Raw genomic sequence first — 23,639 nt, forward strand, 5'->3', positions numbered from 1 at the left:
ATACAGGGTAGAGGATACAGGGTAGAGGATACAGGGTAGAGGATACAGGGTAGAGATTATTCCCTATCACCTGTCACCTCTCCCCTAATCCCAATGACAAATGACAAAACTATACAGGAGCGCTGACATTGGAAGTTAAAGCAGCAGTAGCTTACAGCGCAGGTAAGCCATTGACGATTGAAACCGTTCAACTATCCGGGCCAAAAGCCGGCGAAGTGTTAGTTGAAGTGAAAGCAAGCGGGGTTTGTCACACCGACGCTTTTACCTTGTCTGGTGACGATCCAGAAGGTTTGTTTCCGGCTATTTTGGGACATGAAGGTGCTGGCGTGGTAGTGGAAATAGGCGCTGGTGTCACCAGTCTCAAACCAGGGGATCGTGTGATTCCCCTCTACACTCCCGAATGTCGTCAGTGCGAATATTGTCTGAGTTTCAAAACTAATCTCTGTCAAGCCATTCGCCTAACTCAAGGACGCGGTGTGATGCCTGATGGCACTAGTCGCTTTAGTATCGATGGGCAAATGATTCATCATTATATGGGTACATCCACTTTTGCTAACTATACGGTGCTGCCGGAAATCGCCTTAGCAAAAATTCGGGAAGATGCCCCATTTGATAAGGTTTGTTACATTGGCTGCGGTGTGACTACTGGTATTGGTGCAGTTATCAATACTGCCAAGGTGGAACCTGGAGCAAATGTTGTGGTTTTTGGTTTGGGTGGTATTGGCTTAAATGTCATCCAAGGGGCGCGGATGGTAGGGGCAAATATGATTGTCGGGGTAGATATTAATCCCAACAAACGCGCTTTGGCGGAAAAGTTTGGCATGACGCACTTTGTCAATCCCCAAGAAGTAGAGGGTGATTTAGTTCCTTATCTGGTTGATTTAACAAAAGGCGGTGCTGATTACAGCTTTGAATGTATCGGTAATGTTAAGTTGATGCGTCAAGCATTAGAATGCTGCCACAAAGGTTGGGGTATGAGCGTGATTATTGGTGTTGCTGGTGCTGGACAGGAAATTAGTACTCGTCCTTTTCAATTAGTAACTGGCCGCGTTTGGAAAGGTTCAGCATTCGGTGGTGCTAGAGGACGTACAGATGTGCCAAAAATTGTTGATTGGTATATGGAAGGCAAGATAAATATTGATGATTTAATTACCCATGTAATGCCCATTGAGCAAATTAATGATGCTTTTGAATTAATGCACAAAGGTGAATCAATTCGCAGTGTGGTAACTTTCTAATTCGTAATTCGTAATTCGTAATTCGTAATTCGTAATACTTCTCTACGAGAGGCTGCACTTCTCTACGAGACGCTCCGCGTAGCTTGCTTCCACGAAGTGGTACGACTACGCTCAGTGACCACGCCAACGACTACGCCCTTCTCTACGAGAGGCTGCGCCCGAAGCGTAGCTATGCCGCAGGCTTTACGACTACGCTCAGGACAAGCTCAGTACAAGTTCGTAATTCGTAATTTTTGCTTGATGGTTAAGCAGACAGTCCTGTTTCAGATAAGGTTTAAATCTCTATCTGAAACATAATTATGAATTATGCATTTTAAAATTATGTAGACACTACAAAGCTGAAAAACAACAAAAAAGCTGATGCCAAACTTCTATGAAGCAGACTTCTACAGTTGGACTAAACAACAGGCTAACCTTTTGCGTCATCATCAATGGAACCAGCTTGACCTGCCCAATTTAATCGAGGAAATTGAATCTTTGGGAAGAAAGGAACGCCAAGAATTGAGAAATCGTTTTAGTGTGTTAATTGGACATTTACTCAAATGGGAATATCAACCAAAGCAACGCAGCCGTAGTTGGTTAGCAACAATTAGAGTACAACGACGGGAAATTCTCAAATTGCTGAACGAAAATCCTAGTCTGAAACCTTACCTTGAAGAAGCACTTCAGGAATCTTATGACAATGGTAGGGATTTAGCATCAGGAGAAACAAATCTGCCACTTTCAACTTTTCCCAACCAATGTTTATATCTTTTTGAGGAAATTCTGAGCGATCGCTTTTATCCCGGTGATTCTACCACAGATGATTTAATGGATTGACACTCCTCAGTCACAATTCACAAGTAGCAAAATTTCTCAACTTGATAATACTTGATCAAAGTATCGATCGATTTCTGCTATCAGTATTTCAAAGTCTACAGGCTTGGTTAAGTGGCATTTGAAACCAGCCTTCAGCGCCAGCTGCCGATCCTCTTGGCTACCGTAGCCGGTAAGCGCAATCAGAATTGAGCGAGTAAATTTGGAGTCTTTACTTAGTTCCTGTGCAACGGCGAATCCATCCATTTCAGGAAGTCCGATGTCACAAATAATCACATGAGGCTCAAGCTTCTTTGCAGTTTCTACCCCTAAAATTCCATTCTCGGCAATGGAAACTTCATGCCCAAAATGCTCAAGTACTGCTTGTAATGATACGGCTGAATCCTCGTTATCTTCGATGACTAAAATCTTCAACGATTTTTTCGCCGCCTCTGTAATCTCTAGGTCTTTGTCCAAGGTTGTAATCTCTTCGCATACAGGGAGAGTGACTTTGAATTCTGCTCCCAAATTTATCCCTCTACTTGAGGCTTCAACATTACCACCATGAAGTTCTACAAGACTTTTTACTACCGAAAGTCCCAAACCTAGCCCGCCTCTTGAACGGTCTAAACTGCGATCGGCCTGGGTAAACGGCTCGAAAAGTTCTGCTAATATTGTCGGGTCTATCCCTATGCCTGTATCTCTTACACATAAGGCCGCTACACTACCTGAGCCATTCTCACCTGGAATAACTGAGAAATCTACCCAGATCGTCCCATCTGGCTGGGAAAACTTTAAGGCGTTATCAAGAAGGTTCCCAAAGATTTGGAAGAAGCGAGTGGAGTCAACATAAGCCCACACGGGCGCGTTTGGCAGGTTTTCTACTACATTAAGGTTCCATCTCTTGATTGCTTGTGCGTGGTCATTGAGACTCTGGCGAACCAATTCCACCAGATTAACCTTCTCAAGATTTAATGAAATCTTTCCATAAGTGATGGACGATACGTCAAGTAACTCATCGATCAATTTCGAGAGGTGCTTAATCTGGTTTTGCATCATTAAAACTGTTTCCCCAACTGCGCCAGCCTGTCCTAGCTTCAACTTCAGTAGCTGAACGCCGTTGGAGATAGGGGCAACGGGATTCCTCAGTTCGTGAGCCAGCATGGCAATAAATTTGTCTTTTAGGGCATTTTGGTTCGTCAATTTCTGGAAAAGTTGCACGTTAGCGATCGCAACTGCTGTAGTATCTGTCAAAATCTCAAGCATTCCGATCTCTTCGGGCGTGGCTAGGTGGCGTGTACTCCAGTAAGCTCCAATCGCACCCAGTGGATCGGAAACTCGAATGGGAACCATCACTAAACTTTTGACAAAAGTTACTTTGTACGCCTCAATCGGAATTCGCGCATCCTGGTAAATGTCCTCAATTACGGCTGCTTTTTTATTGAGCATTGCCCAACCGGAGATGCAAGACTTGAGCGGAAAACGCATACCTTTCCAAAGTGGGCCAATGGCGTTTTCATCGACATAGTGGCAACATTCACCATCCCGCAATACAAAGGTGACTCCATCAGCATTTGTCAGATCGCGAGCAGCCAAACGCACAATCTCAATAATTTCTTCAATAGTCCGCACACAAGCCAAATCCTTCACCACCGAAAGCAGCCTGTTGTAAGAGGAAATGCTATAGCTCCGATCTGAATTCTGTGCTTGAGAGATGGAGGTTTGTAATATATTTTTCATAAAAAACTCCGAACAAAAGGATGTCTGTATAAAAACTCAGCTAAAGCGGGTAGGTTCAGCAGACACCTACTCTTAATCGTAATCTTAACCTTGATATTGAGATTACAATCTGTTACAGCATTTTTGCTTTTACTTATATAGTATGAAATTCCGCAAAATTGCTAAGTAAATATTCGCAATTTACTTTTATTTACTAATACAATTTTTGGCATTGAATCTACTGGGGTTGTGTAGCAGCTTAAACTCGTTATTTAGGCGTAGTATTTGCAAGAGAATCGAAGATGCGTCACAATCCTTTGTAGATATTGCCGATCGCAGACAAATTATTTGGCGATCGCTAAATAATACTCAAATCGCTCCCGGAGTTTTTCAACCGTCAAATTTTGAGTCCAGTATTCTACTAGGGCATGACCAAATGCCCAGGCGTTGCGATCGGGTGCAGCGGTGTTTTCCAGCAGTAGCGGCCAAAGGGATAGCAATTCAAACTTGACTGACTTGGGGTTCAAGAGTGAGAAAAGGTCATATCCCATTTGCAGTTTACCAATTACAATTGGCAACTGTTCCACGGGAATTTGCTCCGCCAACATATACGCTAAGGCTGGAGATCCGGTTGAGAGCGTAGAAACAAACTGAAGGACGGGACTTTTGAGCAATGCCGTTAATCCTTGTGTTGTCGTCATCTGGAAGGTGTAGTGGTCGATGATTTTGGCGGCGGCGACGATGCGAGTTTCTAGGTTACGCAAAAAGCGGGCGAGACGGAGTTGCTTGGTAGGTGCGATCGCATCCACTAATCCCAACGATAGCGCTTCTACTCCCCAGGCAACTCGATTTGTTTTGCTGTCACTTGTAACCACGGGTAAAACTAGATTACAGAAGTTTCCCAGCAGTTTGGCGCGATACTCAGTGGCTTCTCTAATGGCAATTTCTTTGGGGCGATCGCCCCATTCCCAATCATAAGGCGGTTGCCATTCGCGGATAGGACGGAGACGATCTACTTGAGTGACAATCGCGATCGCAGGTAAATCTGCAATTTCTGCTTTGATGTCTTGCAAAAAGTCCACATCCATTTGCAGGGCAGGATCGAGGGCAGGAGTAGCTAACAGCAGCAAATCTGAATTGATGGCATAATCAAGCACCAAGTTTCGGAGTTCGGCACGGTTGACTTGTTCATAGCCAGGTGTATCCCAAAGTGTTAAGGTTTCCCCACTTTCAGTCTGCCATTGATAATTTTGAATGCGATCGGTACTAGGTAAAACATCAACGGCTGCGAGATCCGCTTGAAATAGCGTGTTAATCAGGCTACTTTTTCCCGATCCCGTGCGCCCCACCAGCAGAATATTCACGGGTTTTTGCTCAACCGCCTCGGCTGGTTGAGCTTGAGTCAGGATTTCTCGGAGTGTTTGGGTTTTTGGCTGGGGTAAAGTTGGTGGGGAAGCTACGGTTGCTGGAACTGGTAAGGTGCTACGTCCGTAAAGTGCGATCGCTTGTCGGCATAAGTTTCTCAGGGCAGCTTCCCGAAATAACTGGCTCAAATTCCCCAATAATTGCTGAGTTGCTTGGTTACTAGAACCCTGACTGGCTTGTTTTGCCACCGCCGCCACCGGATTTAAGATCCACTGTGCCCAGTTCCAAGCTTTCCAGAATTTCCGAGCCGATGGTTCTAACTTCCGGTAGACCTCATATCCTTGGTATGCTTGTCCAACCGTTACCTGATTGAGGATCGGGGATAACTTTTGCATCCACTTATCCATATCATCCACAGTTCCGCGAATCAGCCCGTAAGCTTGGGGGACGTAAATATTCAGTAGGGGATATTGAATCTGAGGATTGTAGATATGAGCGATCGCTACGACTAAATCCTGACATCGCGTCCAAAAAGTTTGCCAGTCTTCCCAAATCGGGCGATCGCTTTGTGCTGCTTGGAGAATTTCTTGAAGGGCGGTTTCTGCAAGTTTTGTGGTGTCACTTCCCACAGGTAGCCTTACTGTATCCTCTGCTGTCGATTCCAGTTCTTCACGGACTTGAGTTAATACAGCTTCCACCTCGTTAACAGCTGGTTGAGTCCATTTGACTAGCAGCCAACGCCAACCAACAAATAAAACGGTGAATACACCCCAAATCCAATTAATGCCCCACGCATGAATTTGTGAACCGGCAGACACCAGTAAGAAAATGATGATAAACGCGATCGGAATTGCTAAGACTACCCACTGCCACAGTTTTAATCGCACCATTGCCCCATACCTGCTTTGAAATGTTAGAAAATTCGAGTTTTTGTCAAAATTACTCTTATAAAAAGTCTATCGTCTTCAATCTAGGCAGGATGTTCCAGTCCCGGTTTTCTGTTAGCGATCGCTTGACTTTTAAGACAGTCGCAACAAATATTCTTAACCGAGGTAGTGGCGACTATCAAAATATGATACTAATCCGTAATTTGTAATTTGTAATTGGTAGTTGGTAATTAAGACACACAAACAGAGGCTTGCTACAGGCTGTTTGTGAGCTTTTACCCTGCTTCTAAAACAATACTTGGACTATTTCGTATGAGCCAATCCAATGTTATCCGCATCTTGATTGCTGACGATCATCCGATTTTAGGACAAGCTTTAACAATGTTTCTTCAATGTGAGCCAGATATGACTGTAGTTGGCCATGCTGGCGATGGGCGAGAAGCGGTAGAATTTTTCTGCCAACATCAGCCCGATGTAGCACTGATGGATTTGCGAATGCCGAATATGGAAGGTGCTGATGCGATCGCAGCTATCTGTGCTAAGTTTAAACGCGCCCGAATCATTGTGTTGACTACCTACGACGGCGATGAAGATATCTATCGGGGATTGCGGGCGGGTGCAAAGGGTTATATTCTCAAGAAGGCTGAACCGAACGAACTCTTGGATGCGATTCGCACGGTTCATCAAGGTAAAAGGTACATTCCGCCGAGTATAGCAGCCAAGTTAGCCGAGCGGATGGGTAGTGAAGAATTGAGCGATCGCGAGTTGGAAGTGCTGCGCCTAATCGCCAAGGGCAAGAATAACCAGCAGATTAGCAATGTCCTAAGTATTGCTGAGAGTACTGTCAGGTTCCATGCTAATAATATTTTCAGTAAGTTGAACGTTAGCGATCGGACTCAAGCCCTAGTCACCGCGCTGAATCGGGGGATTGTTAGGCTGTAGTTAACATTTTATCGACCTCACATTTTGATAGGTTTAAAACCCAACATTTAGCTAGTGACAACGTTTAGCTAATTTACTATGCTCCGTATATTCACTTATTTTGATTTGTACGCCTGTGAGGAGTGCAAAAAAAATAGTTGGATGGGATGCTGATCGCACGCTTAAGTTGGCAAGCACAAGTCTGTTATTGAAAATCAGGCAAAGCTTGACTCAATGAAAGCTTCAGAATCTTGCTTCGATTATTGTTTTACGAGAGTGACAAAACAGGGTTAATCTACACAAATTAACTTCTATTAATGCATAAGTTTTGTACTTGTGGTTCATTTCTACAATAGTATTCTTTTTGTAGCAATGAAGTCCTTACCTTGAGTAAAGAGTGAAATTTTCACACGGAGAATTCAGTTATGAGCTTTTTCAATCGTCAAGAAAAGTCTAAATCAATTGGATATAAAGTTATCCTTGAACAATTGACTGAAAAGGAATGGAAACAACTTGTTAGTAGAAATTTGATTAACGCAGACACAAAAGTTTGCCAAGAAGGAACTGAAACAAGGTGGATTAGCGCGGGAAATGTTCCACAACTTTCTAATTATTTTAGTAATATAAATCTAGTGGATACATTAAATTTATTTTCCGATGCTCTTAAATCAATTTTTAATGAATTGGAGGATTTTGCTCAAAGTATTGTTGGAGAAAAGCTGATAATTCCAGAACAATTGTACGAAACGTTGGAAGATTCTTTGAACCAAGGTACTGATGAAGTAGCTTTAACTATTGGGAAGGTAAACGATCAACCTACATTTATTGTGCTACTTATTTCAAAAAAACAACCACCTACTGTTAAAGATGAAATTCCAATTGATATTGATACTAGAAAATGGAGTAGTGAAAGTATACGAAACTGGCCGGAAACCGGTTCTAAAAAAGCAAAAGTATGGAACATAAAGCGCTATAATTGATTTTTTATATGGAGTGAAGATGTGCTATGGATTTTTTAGATGATTTTTTGGATTTCATTGGAAATGCTTGGGATGACTTTAGTTATTGGTTAAATGATATTATTCGCAAAATAATCGATTCGGTAACAGATTGGATAAAATCTATCCGTCAACTTATTAAGCGAAATGATATTATCGTAACAACAGGTAAAGAAAGTTTTCGAGTTTCTGAAAATGCACTTAAAGATGCACTGGAGAAAAGCAATATTAAGATCGAAGAAATGAGTGAAAGTAATAAAGCAGGAATATTAGATCAGCTTGTACTAAACTCTGCTAAAAAAGAAAATAATCATTCTGTACCTTTAACATCCAAAGAAAAAGAGGAATGGGAAAATTACACCGATAAAAAGGCAAAAATGTATGTAGTTACGAATAACTAAGTCAGTTTTTTCTATTCCAACTTAGGGTGAAAACTCCCTTCATAAATGGGAGCCTCCACTTTTGGAAGAAACAACTGGCAACTATAAATTGCGGCTATAAAAAGCAAATCCACCTGCATGGATTATATTGAGTCTGTCTTTGCAGGCTTCATTTATTTATATTTACCGAAAGTGAATGCACCCTAATAACCAGTCCAAGTTCCAAGTTTTTTAAAGCTTAATATCCTTATTTTGGCTACAACGTTTCCTAGTTTAGTGAAGTCTAGTAGCATCTAGCTTTTTTTATAACTGGTGATTTAAGTAAATAAAAACAAATTTCCATGTATTATGAGGTACAAAAGATGAAATTTATTTCACTGTTCCCTACTGAATATAGTGCTGAGATAGATAAATTTGTTAAAAAGCAACTACAATACTATTTAAAAGAGAATGAATATACACATATACTGTTTGCTCCTTCAGTTCAAGACACAGAAATATTGATGAGAGGTGGTACGCAACTATCTTTGATTTCTAGAAAAAGCCCATTTTCACATATTCGCAGTGATTTGCGAGAAGTTAGCGTTTCAGGACATATTTCCAAAGAACAGGGTAATGAAATTCTGAAGGCAATATTAAGTGAACCATTAAAAAATGGAGTAATTGGAAGTACCCTGCATATTCATTTAGCAAATTATCAGCCTATAGAAAGTGGAGATAATAATATTGCACCGCAAGAAGACACAACTGAGGTTAATTTATTTGAATTGTTTGAACCTCAAGCAACAATGGATGATTTGATACTACCTGATGAATTAAAAAAGAGAATATTAAGAAATTTAATTATAATTAAAAATCGGCATATTTTATTTGAAGAATGGGGTTTACAAGAAGTTCCAGGATTTAAAAACAAAGTAGCTGTATCAATAAATTTAGTAGGTTCACCAGGTACAGGTAAAACTTTTGCAGCTGAAGCTATTGCTAAAAAGCTAAATAAGTCCTTAATGGTTGTTAACTATGCAGGTTTAGAATCTAAGTATGTAGGTGATACTTCAAAACACATCAAGATTGTTTTCGAGGAAGCCTCAAAAAAGGATGCTGTCTTATTTTTTGATGAAGCGGATTCTTTTTTGGGAAGGCGCGTGGAAGATGTTCGGCAATCGTATGATACTGCTGTGAATAATACTCGTTCAGTAATGCTTATAGAATTAGCTAAGTTTAACGGAGTGATTTTATTTGCCACAAACCTTGTATCTAATTATGACCCTGCTTTTCGCCGACGTATATTAGATCATATTGAGTTTCCTCTACCAGATGAAAAGGGTAGGGCAATAATTTTGGAGAAACATACACCTACAAATTTACCTGGACGCGAACAATTAGACTTTCAACTACTTGCAGAAAAATCTGGAGGTCTTTCTGGTTCCGATCTTGCAAATGTAGTCTATAAGTCGTGCATTGCATTACTGGAAAAAGTTGACCTGGGTTTACCAGAAATAATGATATCAACAGAAGAATACTTGAATGCAATCAATGAAGTTAAACAGAGTCAAAAGTTGATTAGAGATTCAATCAGGCTAAAAGAAGTAACACCAGATGAAATTTTTGAGGAAATATCGAAAGAAGAGCAAAACTTAACAAATTGAAGGACTGGCGATCGCATCTAATATCTTACTACGAGCGATCGCACTTCTGGTGATAGTTTTAAAACAGGCGATCGCTTCTCAATTTTCTTATATAATTACTTAGTAATTTATAGTACTATTAATTCGAGTTACTGCTGGTGTTGCAACCAAACTGCCAAATCAGACATCTCCGAAAAGTCAAACAACACATCACTTAAATCATCTAGCTCGTTAATCGACAGTGCTTGAAGCTGTTGCTGTAACTCAGCAGAAATTGTGCCAAATCGCCGTGAAAGTTGGCGAGTTAAGGTTTGTATCTTTCCTTTCTTAGCACCTTTTTCTAGTATTTCTTGATAAATTGGTGACTCTTCCATTAGTTCCTCCCTGAAATACTGGCGAATTAGTTGTTTATCGAACTTCAAAACAGCTAGCACTTCTCGCATCTAATACTTTAGTACAGGTGATGTCTACGACGGGCTACGTCTACGCCTCCCGAATATTCATAATCGTGTAGAGGCGATGTTTGGTATTCTTGGATTAATGCTAGACTCGTAATTATTAATGATAGCTGGCATTTCAAATTCTTCCTGGTACAGAGAAGAGTTTTCAGCTAAACAAAATCACTTGATTCTAATAACGTTTTAAATACTTACTTAAATATTTAATATTAGTTAATCTTAAGGGAAGTTGGCAACAAAAATTTTTAACAGAAGTTCCCAAGCGATAACATTTGCGGACGATATCTAAGGCAAAGTATGGTAGGCGCAGTCGCAGTGGGTAAAACACGGGCAGATATAACCAGTAGTAAGCCTTTTTTAGGTTATTCCACTTTGAGCAAGCTTCTTGATGCAGGAAATCTGATATATCTACAACTAATCCTCTGCCTTGGTACATCATGACATTACGCCCGTGGACATCATGAGGGTGGAGTCCACGACTTCGTGCATAGTCAAGAGCTTCATCAATGTCCTTTATTACCTGCTTGGGAATTAGTAAACCAAAGTGCATACAATCGTAGAGGGTTGTTCCATAAAGCCGTTTCAAGACTAAAAACTCATCCTTGGCGTAGAAACACTCAGAAAACGCTGGATGAGAACCTAGACGATGGTAAACTTCTACTTCCTCTTCAAAGCCTGGCCGTCCTGGGGCATAAATCTTAACTACATAGTCAGGGGAATCGGGGTGATAAACTACTGCGGCGTAATTTCCTTTGCCAAGCAGCCGCCAAGGTTGTGGAAGATAGCTTACCTTAATTGGATCGCAGGGATTGACACTTTCAATCTGTAATTTAGGCAGTAGTTCCTGATAAATGTTTTTGACGAACTGTTTTGGGCGCAATTTGTCCATATCAATTCCTTAGCCAATTTACGAGGTTTGGGAATAAGGTTGACTTGAGTGAATACGACCTAAATGACACCGTTGCTACTTACTTTTAACGCTAGAGATAGCAATTTTTATCCAAAACTCATTGCGATATTGATTCTTCTATCAACAATTCCGATTCTGCTTCACCCTCACCCAGATTATCAGAATTAGCAGATTTAGAAAAACCATCTGCTACATCTTTGATAAAACCAGCTACAGGTACCGCAACTAGCAAACCCAAGACTCCGCCAACATTGGTTCCTACAAGCAGAGCAATTAATACCCATATTGGTCTAATGCCAGTAATTTTACCTAAAAGACGTGGTGCGATCGCCTGATCGATTAACTGATCGATAACAACAGCTACCGCAAAAACCTTAACTGCTAGCCAAAAGTCATGTGACGCTATTATTAAAGTTATTAAAACCAGACTGACGACATCACCAAAGGGAATTAAGCTCAAAAGTCCAACTCCCAAACCAAAGAGTAAAGCAAATTGGACTTGAAAAGCTAAAAATAATAATGTTATCGAAACACCCATCAGCAAAGCCAAAGTTCCCTGGCCAATTAAGTAATTTTGGAAGTTTTGCTGAATAGACTGGCTTATCTGGGGGGCAACATTTCCAGGTAACTTCTTAAATATCGCCTCCCAAATTCTTGGGCCATCCAACAACAAGTAAAAAGTTAGCACTACTGTGATTAACGCCTCAGAAATACTATCAATTGTATCTATGATAATACTTAAAAGTTTATCTGAAACAAACTCTATTTCATTAGGTAGTTGATCGGTAACTTTTGCTAATAGCTGACTTAGATTCACATTTAATTTATGTTTGAAAAACCAATTATTGACACTCTGAAGTTTTTCTTCGCTAGAATCAATCCATTGGGGAAAGACTTTAACCATTTCATTGAATTGCTCTAAAACAATGGGTACTAAAGTGATACCCAGAGCTACAACAATTACCAATGCTAATATAAAAACTAATGCTACTGCATAGCCGCGTTTAACTCTCCGCTGTTGGAGAATCGAAACAGGATAGTTTAAAACGAATGCAAGCAAGGTAGCTAAGACAAGAATTGTGAAGACAGGTTGAAAGTTTTTAACCAGCAAAAATGCCAGCCAAGCATTGAGAAATACTAGAGGAAATAACAACGTAAAAATTAACCATCTAAGTAGTTGATTCAGTGAAAAATTCATAATTAATTTCAAAGCGAAAATTATTCTAGTTACTAGATTGAACCGAGTAATTAAATCTGCTCAAGAAGAAGTAGACAATCAAAATCTTCCTCCAGTACAGGCTTGATTAATCGTGTCTCTCCCAATTCTCCATTATTCCAATTACTAACTTTCAGCAAAAGCTGAAAATTGTTCTTCATTTATTCGCCCTGCTTGATAGAGAGTATTAGTAATTTCTGAAATAGTTAAAACCGCATGACTGCAATAACCATTTTGCTGTAACCTATCTTTCACCCCTTGTTCATGGTCGATAAATACCACAATATCATTAACCTTTAATCCTGCTGATTCCAACTTTCCTGCCCCTTCCATAACACTTTTGCCGCTAATGAGAATATCGTCAACCACTACAACTGTTTCACCAGCATGAAAGTTACCTTCAATTACTCTCCGAGTTCCGTGTGCTTTCACCTCTTTACGCGGAAAAATCATCGGACAGTGAAGGCGCAAAGCTAAACCAGTCGCAGTAGGTAATGAACCATAGGGAATACCTGCTAATCTATCAAAATTTAGATTCTTCAAAATATCCTCATAAGCTGTGAGAACTTGATTAAAAACTTGGGGATTGGAAATAATTTTGCGTAAGTCGATGTAATAAGGAAATATCGCTCCTGATGCTTGGACAAAGCTGCCAAACATAATGCAATCAAGATCGTAAAGTTGTAAAATCAAATCTTGGTGGGGGTGCTGATTTAGAAAACAAACATCAGGAAACCACACAGAACAAGTAGAGTTTTCGTGAACAATTTCAGTTTTAATTTGATTGATTTCTGCACGTAAAGACTGGACTTCTTCTGATAATTGTGTATTTACCAACATATCTTGAGGAACAGGAATCAGTAAACCATCACCATTACTATTCAAGCCAGCTTCTAAAATTTGTTTCAGGTTTTGAGCCTCCGCCCAGATGCTACGCGCCATAATAATTCGTTCAGGTGCAACTGCTCGAATAAGTGCTAAAACTTCAGGATTTGTAGTTCCCACTTCCAAACCCAATTGTTCTGGAGTTCCCCAGGTTTTTGATTCTTTTACTACCTGTAAATAAAGGGGTGATTCCTTTGTAGGATATTGCTGTAGAACTTCTGCACCTGGATTAGAAGTACAACATAAAATAAACACCGCTTTATCAGGATAGACCAAAAAAGGTGCTACGTGATCTTGTCCTGTATAGGGGCTGAGAGTGATTGCGTCCACCTGCCATTGTGTAAACACAGTCTGGGCAAAGATGGTACTAGTATTTAAGTCACTGTGTTTGGCATCTAAAATCACTGGGATATGGGCTGGAATAGCTGCTAAAGTTTTGTACAACAGTTCTAAACCAGGAATACCTAATGCTTCATAAAAGCCAAGTGTCGGTTTATAAGCACAAACGTAATCAGAAGTTTCCGCAATAATGAATTGTAACCACTTCTCCAAACCAGCGATGAGTTCTTCAGATTCATAACGCTCAGGCATCATCTCTGGATTTGGATCGAGTCCTACAAATAGTAAGCTTTGATTTTGTAAGATATTTCCATTCAATTTATCAAAAAAGTTCATTTTTTTTGTTTAAAAAAGGATCGTCGATCAAAACATTGATTCTGTTAATTCAGTACCACCAGCCTGACGCCCTAATTGATAGTGAATTACTGCAAACAAAATAACTATCGGCACTGAGGCAAAGTGAACAATTCGCAATGCTTGCCAATCGCCAAAGCAATCCACAACCCAGGGAAATTGAGCAGGTTTATACATTCCTATCCCTGTAAATAATGCCAGCAGCAAAATAGGAATAATTGCTGTATAAGCAATCCGATGCCAAGCATAAATTCGACGTTGGGAATTTTGAGTTTTTTGTAATGCTTTGAAGTCATTAGCACCGACAAAGCGATGTCGCCAGTGTTGAGTAATTAAAATGTAAATTCCATACCACAACAGATTCAGCGAGAATAGCCACATTGCTGCAAAATGCCAGTGTCTACCTCCTGCCAGCCAACCTCCTAAAGTAAATATCGGCGGAATGTGCAAACCTGCGCGTCCACCAAAAACAGGGTTGGCGTTGTAAATTTGTAGTCCACTGGTGAGCATGATAAATAGACTAATGATGTTACACCAGTGGAAAATTTTGGCTCCTATTGCTTGAGTGGGTCGCTTTCGAGTTGGAGAGGGAACGTTGGAAGTCATAAATTTTGACTGATAAAATTTGCTGTTTATCTGTCTTGGGTAAATAGCCCAGCAAGTTTGGGTGGGTATTGCTCACTTTTATTTTCCCATCATTTAGATTCAGTATTTTGGCATTAATGGTCTACCGTCTGCTGTTTTAGCTGTCAGTTTAGGTATGGCTAAGGTTGTTCTAAGCTAAATTACGCCTAATGTGAATTAAATCGCTTGAGATTGGAAAGTGAGAACATCGATACCAAAACTGCGACGAAGCAATAAAAGTAGTGTGTGAGATGTAATTTTGGCAGCAATATGTACACAAAAGCCATCGAAGTTTTGTTAAGCAAGCGTGACGCCGGAGTACCGGCTAACACTGCGCTATCGGAATTACGACTAGTGTTTTGAATTTTATGAAAAACACCTTCTACACGCTGACGAACACGACTAATAAAACGCTTCAAGGTATCAGAATGTTGAAAATGCTGGTTGTCACGAGTGAATGTCCAGATACGATTAAGATTAAAACATCAACAGGTATCAAACATCATTTAAGCAAGGAGAATAAGATGGCTAACACAGATAATCTCACAGGTGTGAGAAATTTGGGTCTTGCGATCGCCGATCCCTTCATTGGTAGCATTGCTCCAAAGACTACTCAGATATTGGAAGTTACTGGTCAAGGCGAGGTCAATGTTGCCACTACTTTAACTGATGTAGAATTGGGGATTAAAGTACAGGGAAAAACTGCAACCGAAGTTCAACAACAAGTTGCTCAACGTTCAAGTGCAGTAGTTGATGCACTGCAAAAGCTTGGGGCGCAAGAACTTCAAACTACATCTATTCAACTAAATCCTGTCTATAGCTATGAAAATGGTACTCAAACTTTAACCGGCTTTGAAGGCCTCAACACACTTCAGTTTGAGTTACCAACAAATCAAGCTGGGGCAGCAATTGACAAAGCTATTCAAGCAGGCGCAAATCTCATACAGAATATTAGCTTCACTGCTTCAGACGAAGTATTGCAGCAGGCACGCCTGCAAGTTCTGAGCGAAGCTGTTAAAGATGCTAAAGCTCAGGCTCAGGCTGTTTTTAGCACCTTGCAGTTAACCCCCGGACAGATTATTGACATTGATATTAACCCAGATGACAATCCTAGACCATCTCCCTTGGTGTCTAATCTAACAGCAGATAGGGTTTTGGCAGCAGCTAGTACAACTCCTATAATTGGTAGTCCTCAGACGATAGAAGCTAGTGTTTCTCTAGATATCGGTTATTCTCCAAATTCAGCAGGGACTCTTGCTTCGGCTGCTGATAATCTCATCGGTGTGAGAAATCCGGGTGTTGCGATCGCCGATCCCCTCATTAGTAGCACTGCTCCAAAGACTACTCAGATATTGGAAGTTACTGGTCAAGGCGAGGTCAATGTTGCCACTACTTTAACTGATGTAGAATTGGGGATTAAAGTACAGGGAAAAACTGCAACCGAAGTTCAACAACAAGTTGCTCAACGTTCAAGTGCAGTAGTTGATGCACTGCAAAAGCTTGGGGCGCAAGAACTTCAAACTACATCTATTCAACTAAATCCTGTCTATAGCTATGAAAATGGTACTCAAACTTTAACCGGCTTTGAAGGCCTCAACACACTTCAGTTTGAGTTACCAACAAATCAAGCTGGGGCAGCAATTGACAAAGCTATTCAAGCAGGCGCAAATCTCATACAGAATATTAGCTTCACTGCTTCAGACGAAGTATTGCAGCAGGCACGCCTGCAAGTTCTGAGCGAAGCTGTTAAAGATGCTAAAGCTCAGGCTCAGGCTGTTTTTAGTACCTTGCAGTTAACCCCCGGACAGATTATTGACATTGATATTAACTCAAATGAGAATTCTAGACCATCTCCCTTGGTGTCTAATCTAACAGTAGATAAGACTTTTGCACTAGGCGCTACAACTCCTATAATTGGTAGTCCTCAGACGATAAAAGCTAGTGTTTCTTTAGATATCGGTTATTCTCCAAATTCAGGAGTGATTCTCGATCTACCTCTTAATGGATTGCAGCAATTTGCTTAATCAGGACTTATGCAAGTTTCACAAGCACGTGGCGCGGTGTAGTCGCGCCACGTACCATTGATCGCTAATTGGACTGCTTATGAAGGAAACATGGATTTCTGAGCGCCAGGTGATTCAATTGCCTGGATTAACTATCGATCGCCATATCTCAGCACCGAACGAGCTGGAATTCCCTGGATGCAACCATCATCTGCTTTGTATCTTGTTAAGCGACTATAATCAACAAAAAATCACTCATATCGGCGAACAAAAATCGGAAAAGTCTCAAGCTAAAGGAGATTTCTGGATTTGTCCTGCGAAGATGTCGGGGGTTTGGGCGTGGGAGAGTACCGATGAATCATTGATGTTTGCGATCGATCCATTGTTTTTGTCTCAAACGGCAGAAGAAGTCGGGGGGCTGAATGAAAACAAAGTTGAATTGCTCAGTATGGTAAATGCCCACGATCCACAGATTGAAGCGATCGCTCGTTTGTTTCAAGCAGAGTTTGACACGGGTGGAATCGGCGGCCATCTTTATGCTGAATCGCTGATACAGGTGTTGATTGTTCACTTGCTGCGACAATATTGTGCATTTTCACCAAAAATGCAGCCTGATGATGTGGGAGAGATGCCCAAAAATCGACTCCAACCAGTGTTGGACTACATTCACAGCTATTTAGATCGACCGTTACATTTGGCTGAACTGGCAGAAATTGTGGGTATGAGTCAATATTATTTTTGCCGATTATTTAAACAGTCAATGGGTGTAGCGCCCTATCAATATGTGCTGGGGCAACGAATGGAAAAAGCTAAAGAACTATTGCAACAAAGAAAATATGCGATGCCTGCGGCGGGCTACGCCTACGCAGAAATTGCTCTACTTGTTGGTTGTGCAGATCAAAGCCGTTTTACAAGGCATTTTAAAAAATATGTCGGAGTCACACCCAGGATGTTTTTAAAGAAAAAGTAGAACTCTGCAATGCTAACTGCGTAGGCGTAGCCCCAATACGGTTCGGATTGGTCTGGGGAAAGGGTAAGGGGTAAAGGGGAAAGGATGTATTCAAAACCTTTCCCTTTCCCCTTTACCCTTTAACCGAACCGTATTGGGCGTAGCCCACCGTAGGCATCGCAAGAATGACCTAAATCATGATTAGATATAGCAAGAAAAGTCTATCGTTTATCCAGCAGCACACTGTACCTTCATTTGTGGGATCTACGGCTGATGAACCCACAAATCAACGAAACCGATTAACTAAATTTATGAGAAGAATTAGTCGCATTTTGCTTTCTATTGTTCTCGTCAGCACTGCTGTAGTTTCCGTAGCAGTCGATTGGAACGCGACTCACCTCTTTAACTCTGAATGGCATCCCCATGCTAAATTTCATGATGCAGTGATGCTGTGGTTGCTCAGTGGCATGAGTATTGTGGCGCTGTGGTTACTATGGCGACGAACAACTGAACCTGACATCGCTTATACCTTTGCCATGTTAGTACCTGTAATCTTCTGGTCGCCCTTTTTCTTTGTGACGCTAGTGGTTCCTGGAACCAGTTTGCAAGCCGATCTGAAAGAACCTCCACCAATCATAGGAGGCATTCCGATTTATCCTAACGTCGCCGTTGCAACAGTCAGCGTTATTTTGGCGTTGATTGGCTATGGTTTGTACCGCGCTTCAAAATCGGAAGCGAGTAGTTTATGAACAGGCCGATGCTGATTTTAGGTTTAGCATTGCTAGTTAGTTTCCTGCCGAGTCAATCAGCCGTGGCTCATATCGGACATGGTAGCTTTCTGATGCAAAATCTGGCTCAGATGACCCTCTCTCCATCCTTAATGTTCAGTGGTATTGGCATCGCTTTGGTGGCTGGAGCCGGACACGCTCTTTCACCTGGACACGGAAAAACGATGGTAGCAGCATATCTCGTTGGTTCGCGGGGCACTCCTGGGCAAGCAGTTGTGCTGGGATTAGTGACAACTCTTACTCACACAATCAGCGTTTTTGCACTGGGTATTTTAGCTTTATTATTATCTCAATATATTTTACCAGAGCAATTGTATCCATTTCTCAGTTTATTGAGCGGATTGATGGTCTGTAGTGTTGGTTTTTGGTTACTCGATCGCTATCTCAACCCCGCACCAGACCACGATCACACTCACAATGATTCTGAGCATCATCACCACACTCACAACGATCGCCATCATTCTGCAAATCAAGTTACATTACAGTCTCTTTTAACTTTGGGGATAGCTGGTGGTTTAGTTCCTTGCCCGTCAGCGCTGGTATTATTGTTGAGTGCGTAGGCGTAGCCCGTCGTAGACATCGCACTTCACCAAACTGCATACGGTTTAATCTTGGTGTGTGCATTCAGTGTGGGATTAGCAGTTGTACTAGTAACCATTGGTTTAATCATTATTTATGCTCACCAATGGCTGAAGCGTTTTTCATGGGTTCAACCATTGCAGCAGTATACGCCGATAATTAGTGCGATGCCTACGGCGGGCTACGCCTACGCGGTGATTATCGTAGGAAGTGTACTGATGGCTTGTGCTGTAATTTAGGTGTTCTAAAGACAATACCAAATGCATCGACTTGCATTATGAATGCGACGGACGCCTTGTTAATGCATCGACTTGCAAAAATTAACACCTCCTCCCCAAAGTTCATTACCGAATGGCACTAAGAAAAGCCTAAAAGCTTGTGTAGTCTCGTTCCCAGTCTTAAGACTGGGAATGTATTCAGAGAGGCTCTGCCTCTCGTCAAGAAAGAGGAGGCAGAGCCTCCCAGAATGGTTTCCCAGCCTGAAGGCTGGGAACCATTCACGGCAAGGGCTGTGTCTTAACTTAGTGCCATTCGTTCATTACCTAAAAGTTGGCGTGTTTTCTAATCGCGGCATAGTGTCTTGCTGTTGTATTCATCTCAATCACCAACTCTGTCCCTTGACCTAATTGAGAATTACACTTAAGTTTACCTTGATGTTTTTCAACGATAATTTGCCGACTAATTGATAACCCTAGTCCTTGACTTTTGCTTACTGGCTTGGTTGTAAAAAACGGTTCAAATATATGTTTTTGGATATGGGGAAGTATACCTTTGCCATTGTCAAAAATGCGAATGATAACTTTGTGTTTTTTCCCTAGTAGTTTGTCATTTACCCAAGGTTCATGATTATTGACTAATGATAAATGACTGCTAACAACTTCTGTATGAATCAAAATTTTTGGAGTAAAAGAATCATCATGCTTCATCCTCTCTTCTAAAGCATCAATGGCATTAGTCAAGATGTTCATGAATACCTGATTCAGTTCACCAGGATAACATTCGATTAAGGGTAATTCACCAAAGGTTTTAATTACTTTAATCTCTGCTCTATCAGGTTTTTCTTTGAGACGATGTTGCAAAATCCTAAGAACACTATCAAATCCTTCATGCAGGTCAACCTTTTTCATTTGACTTTCGTCAGAAGTAGAAAAATTCCGCAAGGCGAAAACAATATCTTTCACGCGCTCAGAACCGGCTCGCATTGACCACAGTAATTTTAAAAATTCTGTCTTCACGAAACCAAGGTCAAGGTGTTGCAAATGTAAGGCAATAACTGGCGTAGGGGTGGGATAGTAATATTGGTAAAGTTCAATAATTCTGATTAAATCTTCAGCGTATTTACTAGCAGGATGGAGATTGCCGGAGATAAAGCTAACGGAGTTGTTAATTTCGTGAGCCATATCCGCCACCAGTTGACCGAGATTAGCCATTTTCTGGTTCTGCAATAACTGCTTTTGGGTATATTTCAGTTCATCAAGGGTAGTTTCTAGCTGCTCTGATTTTTCCCTAACTTGGTCTTCGGTAGACTGATGTTGAGCAATTTCTGTTTGGAGTTGTTCAAATAGTTGGTATTGTTGAGTAGCGTAGGCGCAGCCCGTCGTAGACATCGCCTTATCCTGATTAATATCCTTGTGCGTTCCCACCATCCGCACTGGTTTACCGAATTTATCCCACTCAAATACTTTGCCACAAGTCAAAATCCACTTCCACTCCCCAGATTTAGTCAACATTCGCAGTTCGACTTCAAACATAGGTATGCATCCTTGGAGATAATCGTGCAATACCTGACGAATTCTCGGTAAATCCTGTGGATGTACAAGTTGTTCAAAGGATTTATAATCGTTGTCGATTTCTTCTACTTTATATCCCAGGATGCTTTTCCAATGGGGATCGTAATAGGTTTTGTCAGTTACCAGATTCCAATCCCACAACCCCAAGCCACTAGCGATTAATGCCATTTGTAAGGCGGCTTGTGAGCATTGGCAAGGATCTAAATTTTCTAGAGATAAGTCTTTGGCCTCTGGGAAACTTTGAGAATCTTGTACTGAAAGTGGAGCTTCCGATTCATGGGTAGCGGGTTCTTGGATATGCATAGCTGCTGGTACGATGAGGAAGATATTCTGTAGCTTTCTCTCTACGCTGTTTTAGCACCCTGACGATTCAGTTATGGACAAATTGCCTAGTTGGTTTATAAGGCTGTAGCTTAGGTCAGGGATATATCAGCCCATATCATAAATTGGGATGGAATTTAGAAAAAAGTAAACGGACGAGTATAACCTCTGTTGCGATCGCAATAGCAATCTTTTAGAAAAAATCGCTACATTGTGTGCATCTACATTCTAAGATATGTCTAAAAAAAGTAGTTCAAGTCACATATAATTACCTAAAAACCCCGAAAAATTTGTAAAAAAAATTCTATGATTAAATCACGCCAAATAATTTAAGGATGCAAAAAATTGTCAAGGCTTTTTTGTAGCTTTTTTAGTCAGAGCTGGCTGCTATGCATACAAGGCAGCCGACATTGACTTCCAAGGCTGAATGGTGTGAAAAAATATCATACTGAATTAGAGTCAATGAGTAATGACTATAGATGAACTAGTATTGCTACTAAAAGCCAGTCAAGCAACCGGTTTAACGACGCTCCAAGAATTGATATTGCGTTCTTCGTGGGAAGGAAAAACCTACACTAATATAGCTAGTGAAGCGCACTACGGCGAAGAACGTGTCAAGAAAATTGCTGCTCATTTATGGCAAGTACTGAGTAATTTTTGCAAAGAACCAGTACATAAATCCAACTTTCGCCAGACTCTAGAAAATCACCTTTTTAGCGAAGCCCATCAGCAGTTAATTAAGGAATTCAACCGAGCCGCCACAGCGATATCCTTAGAATTCCCTACTGGCCCAGTATCTCTTAATTCCAGATTTTACATTCCTCGCCCGCCAATTGAAGAACTCGCTTACGCAGAAATGGCTGAACCTGGGAGTGTAATTTGCATCAAAGCGCCCAAAAAGATGGGGAAAAGCTCTTTGATTCTCCGGTTGCTTGCACGCGCTAACAAGCAAGGCTTTCGCACCGTAACTTTGGACTTTCAGCAAGCAGACAAAGCAGTATTTGCCAGTTTAGATAAATTTTTGCGCTGGTTCTGTGCCAATGTTAGTCGGGAGTTACAGCTAGAAACAAAACTCAATGATTATTGGGACGAAGATATGGGTAGCAAAGTCAGCTGCTCTATCTATTTCCAAAAATATTTACTGTCTGCGCTCTCAAGTCCACTGGTTTTAGTATTAAATGAGGTGGATTGGCTATTTGAGTATCAGGAAATTACTGAAGAATTGCTACCATTGATGCGATCGTGGCATGAACAAGCCAAAAGAGTAGAAATTTGGCAAAAATTACGTCTGGTTCTGGTTTATTCAACGGAAATTCTTGTTCCCATAAAACTAACTCAATCGCCATTTAATATTGGTTTGACAATTAATTTACCTCCCTTTACAAAAGAGCAAGTGCAGGATTTAGCACAACGTCACGGCTTGGATTGGACAGATGGTAAAGATGTCGATAGTTTGATGGCAATGCTGGGAGGAAATCCTTATTTGGTGCGATTGGCATTGTATCACCTTGTGGGTAAAGGCGGATTAAAAGGGGATTTAGGGCAATTATTGCAACAAGCACCCACAGAAGCCGGAATCTATAACCAGTCTCTAAGGCAGTATTTACTAGCACTTCGAGATGAGCCAGAATTGGGAGATGCTTTTTATGAATTGATTAATACTACAAATTATGTGAAATTAGAGCCAAGATTGGCATATAAATTACAAAGTATAGGGTTAATTAATTTAGAAGGCGATCGCAGTACTCCTGCGTGTGAATTATATCGGTTATATTTCCAACAATATCTCAAAAAAAGTGAGCATTTCAATAATACTCATGTTGAACGGTTGAGGCAAGAAAATCAACAGTTTCTTTTCCTCTCTAGTTTAGATGAACTAACTCAATTAGTTAATCGCCGCTACTTTGAAAGCTACCTACAAATTGAGTGGCAAAATTTCGCTAGTCAAAACACTCCAATCTCAATGATTTTGTGCGATATCGACTATTTTAAAATTTACAATAAAACTTATGGTAGATCGGCAGGAGATGAGTGTTTACGACAAATCGCTAATACTATCTGTAACTGTGTCAAGCACTCACTAAATAATAGCAGCTTCTCATCCAGTGAGAATATGAATCATTCAACTGGCAGTGCTTTTGTAAGTTCCCAAACAGGATATTTTCGAGACGAAAGCAGTAGAATGTTAGTGGCTCGTTATGGTGGTGAAGAATTTGCCATTCTTGCTCAAATAGAAGTTACTGCTGCAATGGACATTGCCGAACATATTCGAGAGCAAGTAAAAGCTTTAGGCATTAAATGTGAGTATCCTAATATTGGTGGTTTACCTGCTGCTGTTTTAACTGTGAGTCTAGGAGTGGCTAGCGTGATTCCGCTAATAGGAATTGAACCTGCTACTTTAGTTAATGCTGCTGAAAAAGCACTCAATCAAGCCAAAAGAAAAGGACGCGATCGCGTTGTAGTTTAATCTAACAATTAGAATCAAATAAAGAAAT

At 40.8% G+C, this 23,639-nt stretch carries 20 protein-coding genes; 12 read left to right on the forward strand and 8 right to left on the reverse strand.

Annotated elements, in window-relative coordinates:
* Positions 1-128: 128 nt before the first annotated feature.
* Together ACM0OX_RS22805 and ACM0OX_RS22810 are read left to right on the forward strand one after the other, a co-directional pair.
* A complete protein-coding gene (locus ACM0OX_RS22805) occupies positions 129-1,238 on the forward strand; it encodes an S-(hydroxymethyl)glutathione dehydrogenase/class III alcohol dehydrogenase (protein ID WP_414517270.1) in 1,110 nt (369 codons plus the stop codon).
* A gap of 360 nt (positions 1,239-1,598) precedes the next feature.
* The gene (locus tag ACM0OX_RS22810; RefSeq protein WP_414517271.1) at positions 1,599-2,057 is read left to right on the forward strand and encodes a DUF29 domain-containing protein; all 459 of its coding nucleotides are present in this window, start codon (positions 1,599-1,601) and stop codon (positions 2,055-2,057) included.
* Between the two features lie 36 nt (positions 2,058-2,093).
* Here the strand turns inward: ACM0OX_RS22810 and ACM0OX_RS22815 are convergent, their stop codons facing one another.
* On the reverse strand, positions 2,094-3,773 hold the full coding sequence (locus tag ACM0OX_RS22815) for an ATP-binding protein (RefSeq protein ID WP_414517272.1): 1,680 nt from the start codon (positions 3,771-3,773) through the stop codon (positions 2,094-2,096).
* 323 nt (positions 3,774-4,096) lie between these two features.
* Complete coding sequence (locus tag ACM0OX_RS22820) at positions 4,097-6,007, reverse strand: GTPase family protein (RefSeq protein ID WP_414517273.1); 1,911 nt, start codon at positions 6,005-6,007, stop codon at positions 4,097-4,099.
* 309 nt (positions 6,008-6,316) lie between these two features.
* Here ACM0OX_RS22820 and ACM0OX_RS22825 point away from each other — a divergent pair, with 309 nt between their 5' ends.
* From ACM0OX_RS22825 to ACM0OX_RS22840, 4 genes are all read left to right on the forward strand, one after another.
* Positions 6,317-6,946, forward strand: a complete 630-nt coding sequence (locus ACM0OX_RS22825) for a response regulator (protein ID WP_414517274.1) — start codon at positions 6,317-6,319, stop codon at positions 6,944-6,946.
* 404 nt (positions 6,947-7,350) lie between these two features.
* On the forward strand, positions 7,351-7,905 hold the full coding sequence (locus ACM0OX_RS22830) for a hypothetical protein (RefSeq protein ID WP_414517275.1): 555 nt from the start codon (positions 7,351-7,353) through the stop codon (positions 7,903-7,905).
* 26 nt (positions 7,906-7,931) lie between these two features.
* On the forward strand, positions 7,932-8,324 hold the full coding sequence (locus ACM0OX_RS22835) for a hypothetical protein (protein WP_414517276.1): 393 nt from the start codon (positions 7,932-7,934) through the stop codon (positions 8,322-8,324).
* Positions 8,325-8,665: 341 nt separating this feature from the next.
* Entirely contained in the window at positions 8,666-9,949 is a 1,284-nt protein-coding gene (locus ACM0OX_RS22840) for an ATP-binding protein (protein ID WP_414517277.1), read from the forward strand.
* Between the two features lie 128 nt (positions 9,950-10,077).
* Here ACM0OX_RS22840 and ACM0OX_RS22845 read toward each other — a convergent pair whose 3' ends face one another.
* The 5 genes from ACM0OX_RS22845 to ACM0OX_RS22865 form a co-directional block, all read right to left on the reverse strand.
* A complete protein-coding gene (locus ACM0OX_RS22845; RefSeq protein ID WP_414517278.1) occupies positions 10,078-10,302 on the reverse strand; it encodes a DUF4351 domain-containing protein in 225 nt (74 codons plus the stop codon).
* Between the two features lie 256 nt (positions 10,303-10,558).
* The gene (locus ACM0OX_RS22850; protein WP_414517279.1) at positions 10,559-11,275 is read right to left on the reverse strand and encodes a serine/threonine protein kinase; all 717 of its coding nucleotides are present in this window, start codon (positions 11,273-11,275) and stop codon (positions 10,559-10,561) included.
* Between the two features lie 118 nt (positions 11,276-11,393).
* A complete protein-coding gene (locus ACM0OX_RS22855) occupies positions 11,394-12,494 on the reverse strand; it encodes an AI-2E family transporter (protein ID WP_414517280.1) in 1,101 nt (366 codons plus the stop codon).
* Positions 12,495-12,638: 144 nt separating this feature from the next.
* Positions 12,639-14,072: a bifunctional orotidine-5'-phosphate decarboxylase/orotate phosphoribosyltransferase gene (locus ACM0OX_RS22860; RefSeq protein WP_414517281.1), complete on the reverse strand. Its 1,434-nt coding sequence runs from the start codon at positions 14,070-14,072 to the stop codon at positions 12,639-12,641.
* 27 nt (positions 14,073-14,099) lie between these two features.
* Positions 14,100-14,696 carry a cytochrome b/b6 domain-containing protein gene (locus ACM0OX_RS22865; RefSeq protein ID WP_414517282.1) on the reverse strand — a complete coding sequence of 199 codons (597 nt, stop codon included), beginning with the start codon at positions 14,694-14,696 and terminating at the stop codon, positions 14,100-14,102.
* A gap of 386 nt (positions 14,697-15,082) precedes the next feature.
* Between ACM0OX_RS22865 and ACM0OX_RS22870 the strand changes: the two genes are divergently transcribed.
* The 5 genes from ACM0OX_RS22870 to ACM0OX_RS22890 all read left to right on the forward strand — a co-directional run bounded on the left by ACM0OX_RS22870 (position 15,083) and on the right by ACM0OX_RS22890 (position 19,272).
* Positions 15,083-16,738 carry an SIMPL domain-containing protein gene (locus tag ACM0OX_RS22870; RefSeq protein WP_414517283.1) on the forward strand — a complete coding sequence of 552 codons (1,656 nt, stop codon included), beginning with the start codon at positions 15,083-15,085 and terminating at the stop codon, positions 16,736-16,738.
* A 79-nt stretch (positions 16,739-16,817) separates the two neighbouring features.
* Positions 16,818-17,687, forward strand: a complete 870-nt coding sequence (locus ACM0OX_RS22875) for a helix-turn-helix transcriptional regulator (RefSeq protein ID WP_414517284.1) — start codon at positions 16,818-16,820, stop codon at positions 17,685-17,687.
* Between the two features lie 176 nt (positions 17,688-17,863).
* Positions 17,864-18,415: a DUF6640 family protein gene (locus tag ACM0OX_RS22880; protein ID WP_414517285.1), complete on the forward strand. Its 552-nt coding sequence runs from the start codon at positions 17,864-17,866 to the stop codon at positions 18,413-18,415.
* Complete coding sequence (locus tag ACM0OX_RS22885; protein WP_414517286.1) at positions 18,412-19,014, forward strand: nickel/cobalt transporter; 603 nt, start codon at positions 18,412-18,414, stop codon at positions 19,012-19,014. Before ACM0OX_RS22880 ends, ACM0OX_RS22885 begins: the two co-directional genes overlap by 4 nt.
* 54 nt (positions 19,015-19,068) lie before the next feature.
* Entirely contained in the window at positions 19,069-19,272 is a 204-nt protein-coding gene (locus ACM0OX_RS22890) for a hypothetical protein (RefSeq protein ID WP_414517287.1), read from the forward strand.
* Positions 19,273-19,575: 303 nt separating this feature from the next.
* Here ACM0OX_RS22890 and ACM0OX_RS22895 read toward each other — a convergent pair whose 3' ends face one another.
* A complete protein-coding gene (locus tag ACM0OX_RS22895) occupies positions 19,576-21,126 on the reverse strand; it encodes a PAS domain-containing protein (protein WP_414517288.1) in 1,551 nt (516 codons plus the stop codon).
* Positions 21,127-21,613: 487 nt separating this feature from the next.
* Here ACM0OX_RS22895 and ACM0OX_RS22900 point away from each other — a divergent pair, with 487 nt between their 5' ends.
* The gene (locus tag ACM0OX_RS22900) at positions 21,614-23,611 is read left to right on the forward strand and encodes an AAA-like domain-containing protein (RefSeq protein ID WP_414517289.1); all 1,998 of its coding nucleotides are present in this window, start codon (positions 21,614-21,616) and stop codon (positions 23,609-23,611) included.
* Positions 23,612-23,639: the final 28 nt, after the last annotated feature.

The sequence above is a fragment of the Nostoc sp. PCC 9305 genome (assembly GCF_963920915.1).
Taxonomy (GTDB): domain Bacteria; phylum Cyanobacteriota; class Cyanobacteriia; order Cyanobacteriales; family Nostocaceae; genus Nostoc.

What these genes read in the sequence shown, in the direction of transcription:
- ACM0OX_RS22845 (WP_414517278.1), bottom strand. Translation starts at nt 10,302, where the DNA reads ATGGAAGAGTCACCAATTTATCAAGAAATACTAGAAAAAGGTGCTAAG.
- ACM0OX_RS22830 (WP_414517275.1), top strand. Translation starts at nt 7,351, where the DNA reads ATGAGCTTTTTCAATCGTCAAGAAAAGTCTAAATCAATTGGATATAAA.
- ACM0OX_RS22825 (WP_414517274.1), top strand. Translation starts at nt 6,317, where the DNA reads ATGAGCCAATCCAATGTTATCCGCATCTTGATTGCTGACGATCATCCG.
- ACM0OX_RS22815 (WP_414517272.1), bottom strand. Translation starts at nt 3,773, where the DNA reads ATGAAAAATATATTACAAACCTCCATCTCTCAAGCACAGAATTCAGAT.
- ACM0OX_RS22870 (WP_414517283.1), top strand. Translation starts at nt 15,083, where the DNA reads ATGAAAAACACCTTCTACACGCTGACGAACACGACTAATAAAACGCTT.
- ACM0OX_RS22840 (WP_414517277.1), top strand. Translation starts at nt 8,666, where the DNA reads ATGAAATTTATTTCACTGTTCCCTACTGAATATAGTGCTGAGATAGAT.
- ACM0OX_RS22820 (WP_414517273.1), bottom strand. Translation starts at nt 6,007, where the DNA reads ATGGTGCGATTAAAACTGTGGCAGTGGGTAGTCTTAGCAATTCCGATC.
- ACM0OX_RS22880 (WP_414517285.1), top strand. Translation starts at nt 17,864, where the DNA reads ATGATTAGATATAGCAAGAAAAGTCTATCGTTTATCCAGCAGCACACT.
- ACM0OX_RS22895 (WP_414517288.1), bottom strand. Translation starts at nt 21,126, where the DNA reads ATGCATATCCAAGAACCCGCTACCCATGAATCGGAAGCTCCACTTTCA.
- ACM0OX_RS22885 (WP_414517286.1), top strand. Translation starts at nt 18,412, where the DNA reads ATGAACAGGCCGATGCTGATTTTAGGTTTAGCATTGCTAGTTAGTTTC.
- ACM0OX_RS22850 (WP_414517279.1), bottom strand. Translation starts at nt 11,275, where the DNA reads ATGGACAAATTGCGCCCAAAACAGTTCGTCAAAAACATTTATCAGGAA.
- ACM0OX_RS22900 (WP_414517289.1), top strand. Translation starts at nt 21,614, where the DNA reads ATGACTATAGATGAACTAGTATTGCTACTAAAAGCCAGTCAAGCAACC.
- ACM0OX_RS22810 (WP_414517271.1), top strand. Translation starts at nt 1,599, where the DNA reads ATGCCAAACTTCTATGAAGCAGACTTCTACAGTTGGACTAAACAACAG.
- ACM0OX_RS22865 (WP_414517282.1), bottom strand. Translation starts at nt 14,696, where the DNA reads ATGACTTCCAACGTTCCCTCTCCAACTCGAAAGCGACCCACTCAAGCA.
- ACM0OX_RS22835 (WP_414517276.1), top strand. Translation starts at nt 7,932, where the DNA reads ATGGATTTTTTAGATGATTTTTTGGATTTCATTGGAAATGCTTGGGAT.
- ACM0OX_RS22860 (WP_414517281.1), bottom strand. Translation starts at nt 14,072, where the DNA reads ATGAACTTTTTTGATAAATTGAATGGAAATATCTTACAAAATCAAAGC.
- ACM0OX_RS22855 (WP_414517280.1), bottom strand. Translation starts at nt 12,494, where the DNA reads ATGAATTTTTCACTGAATCAACTACTTAGATGGTTAATTTTTACGTTG.
- ACM0OX_RS22875 (WP_414517284.1), top strand. Translation starts at nt 16,818, where the DNA reads ATGAAGGAAACATGGATTTCTGAGCGCCAGGTGATTCAATTGCCTGGA.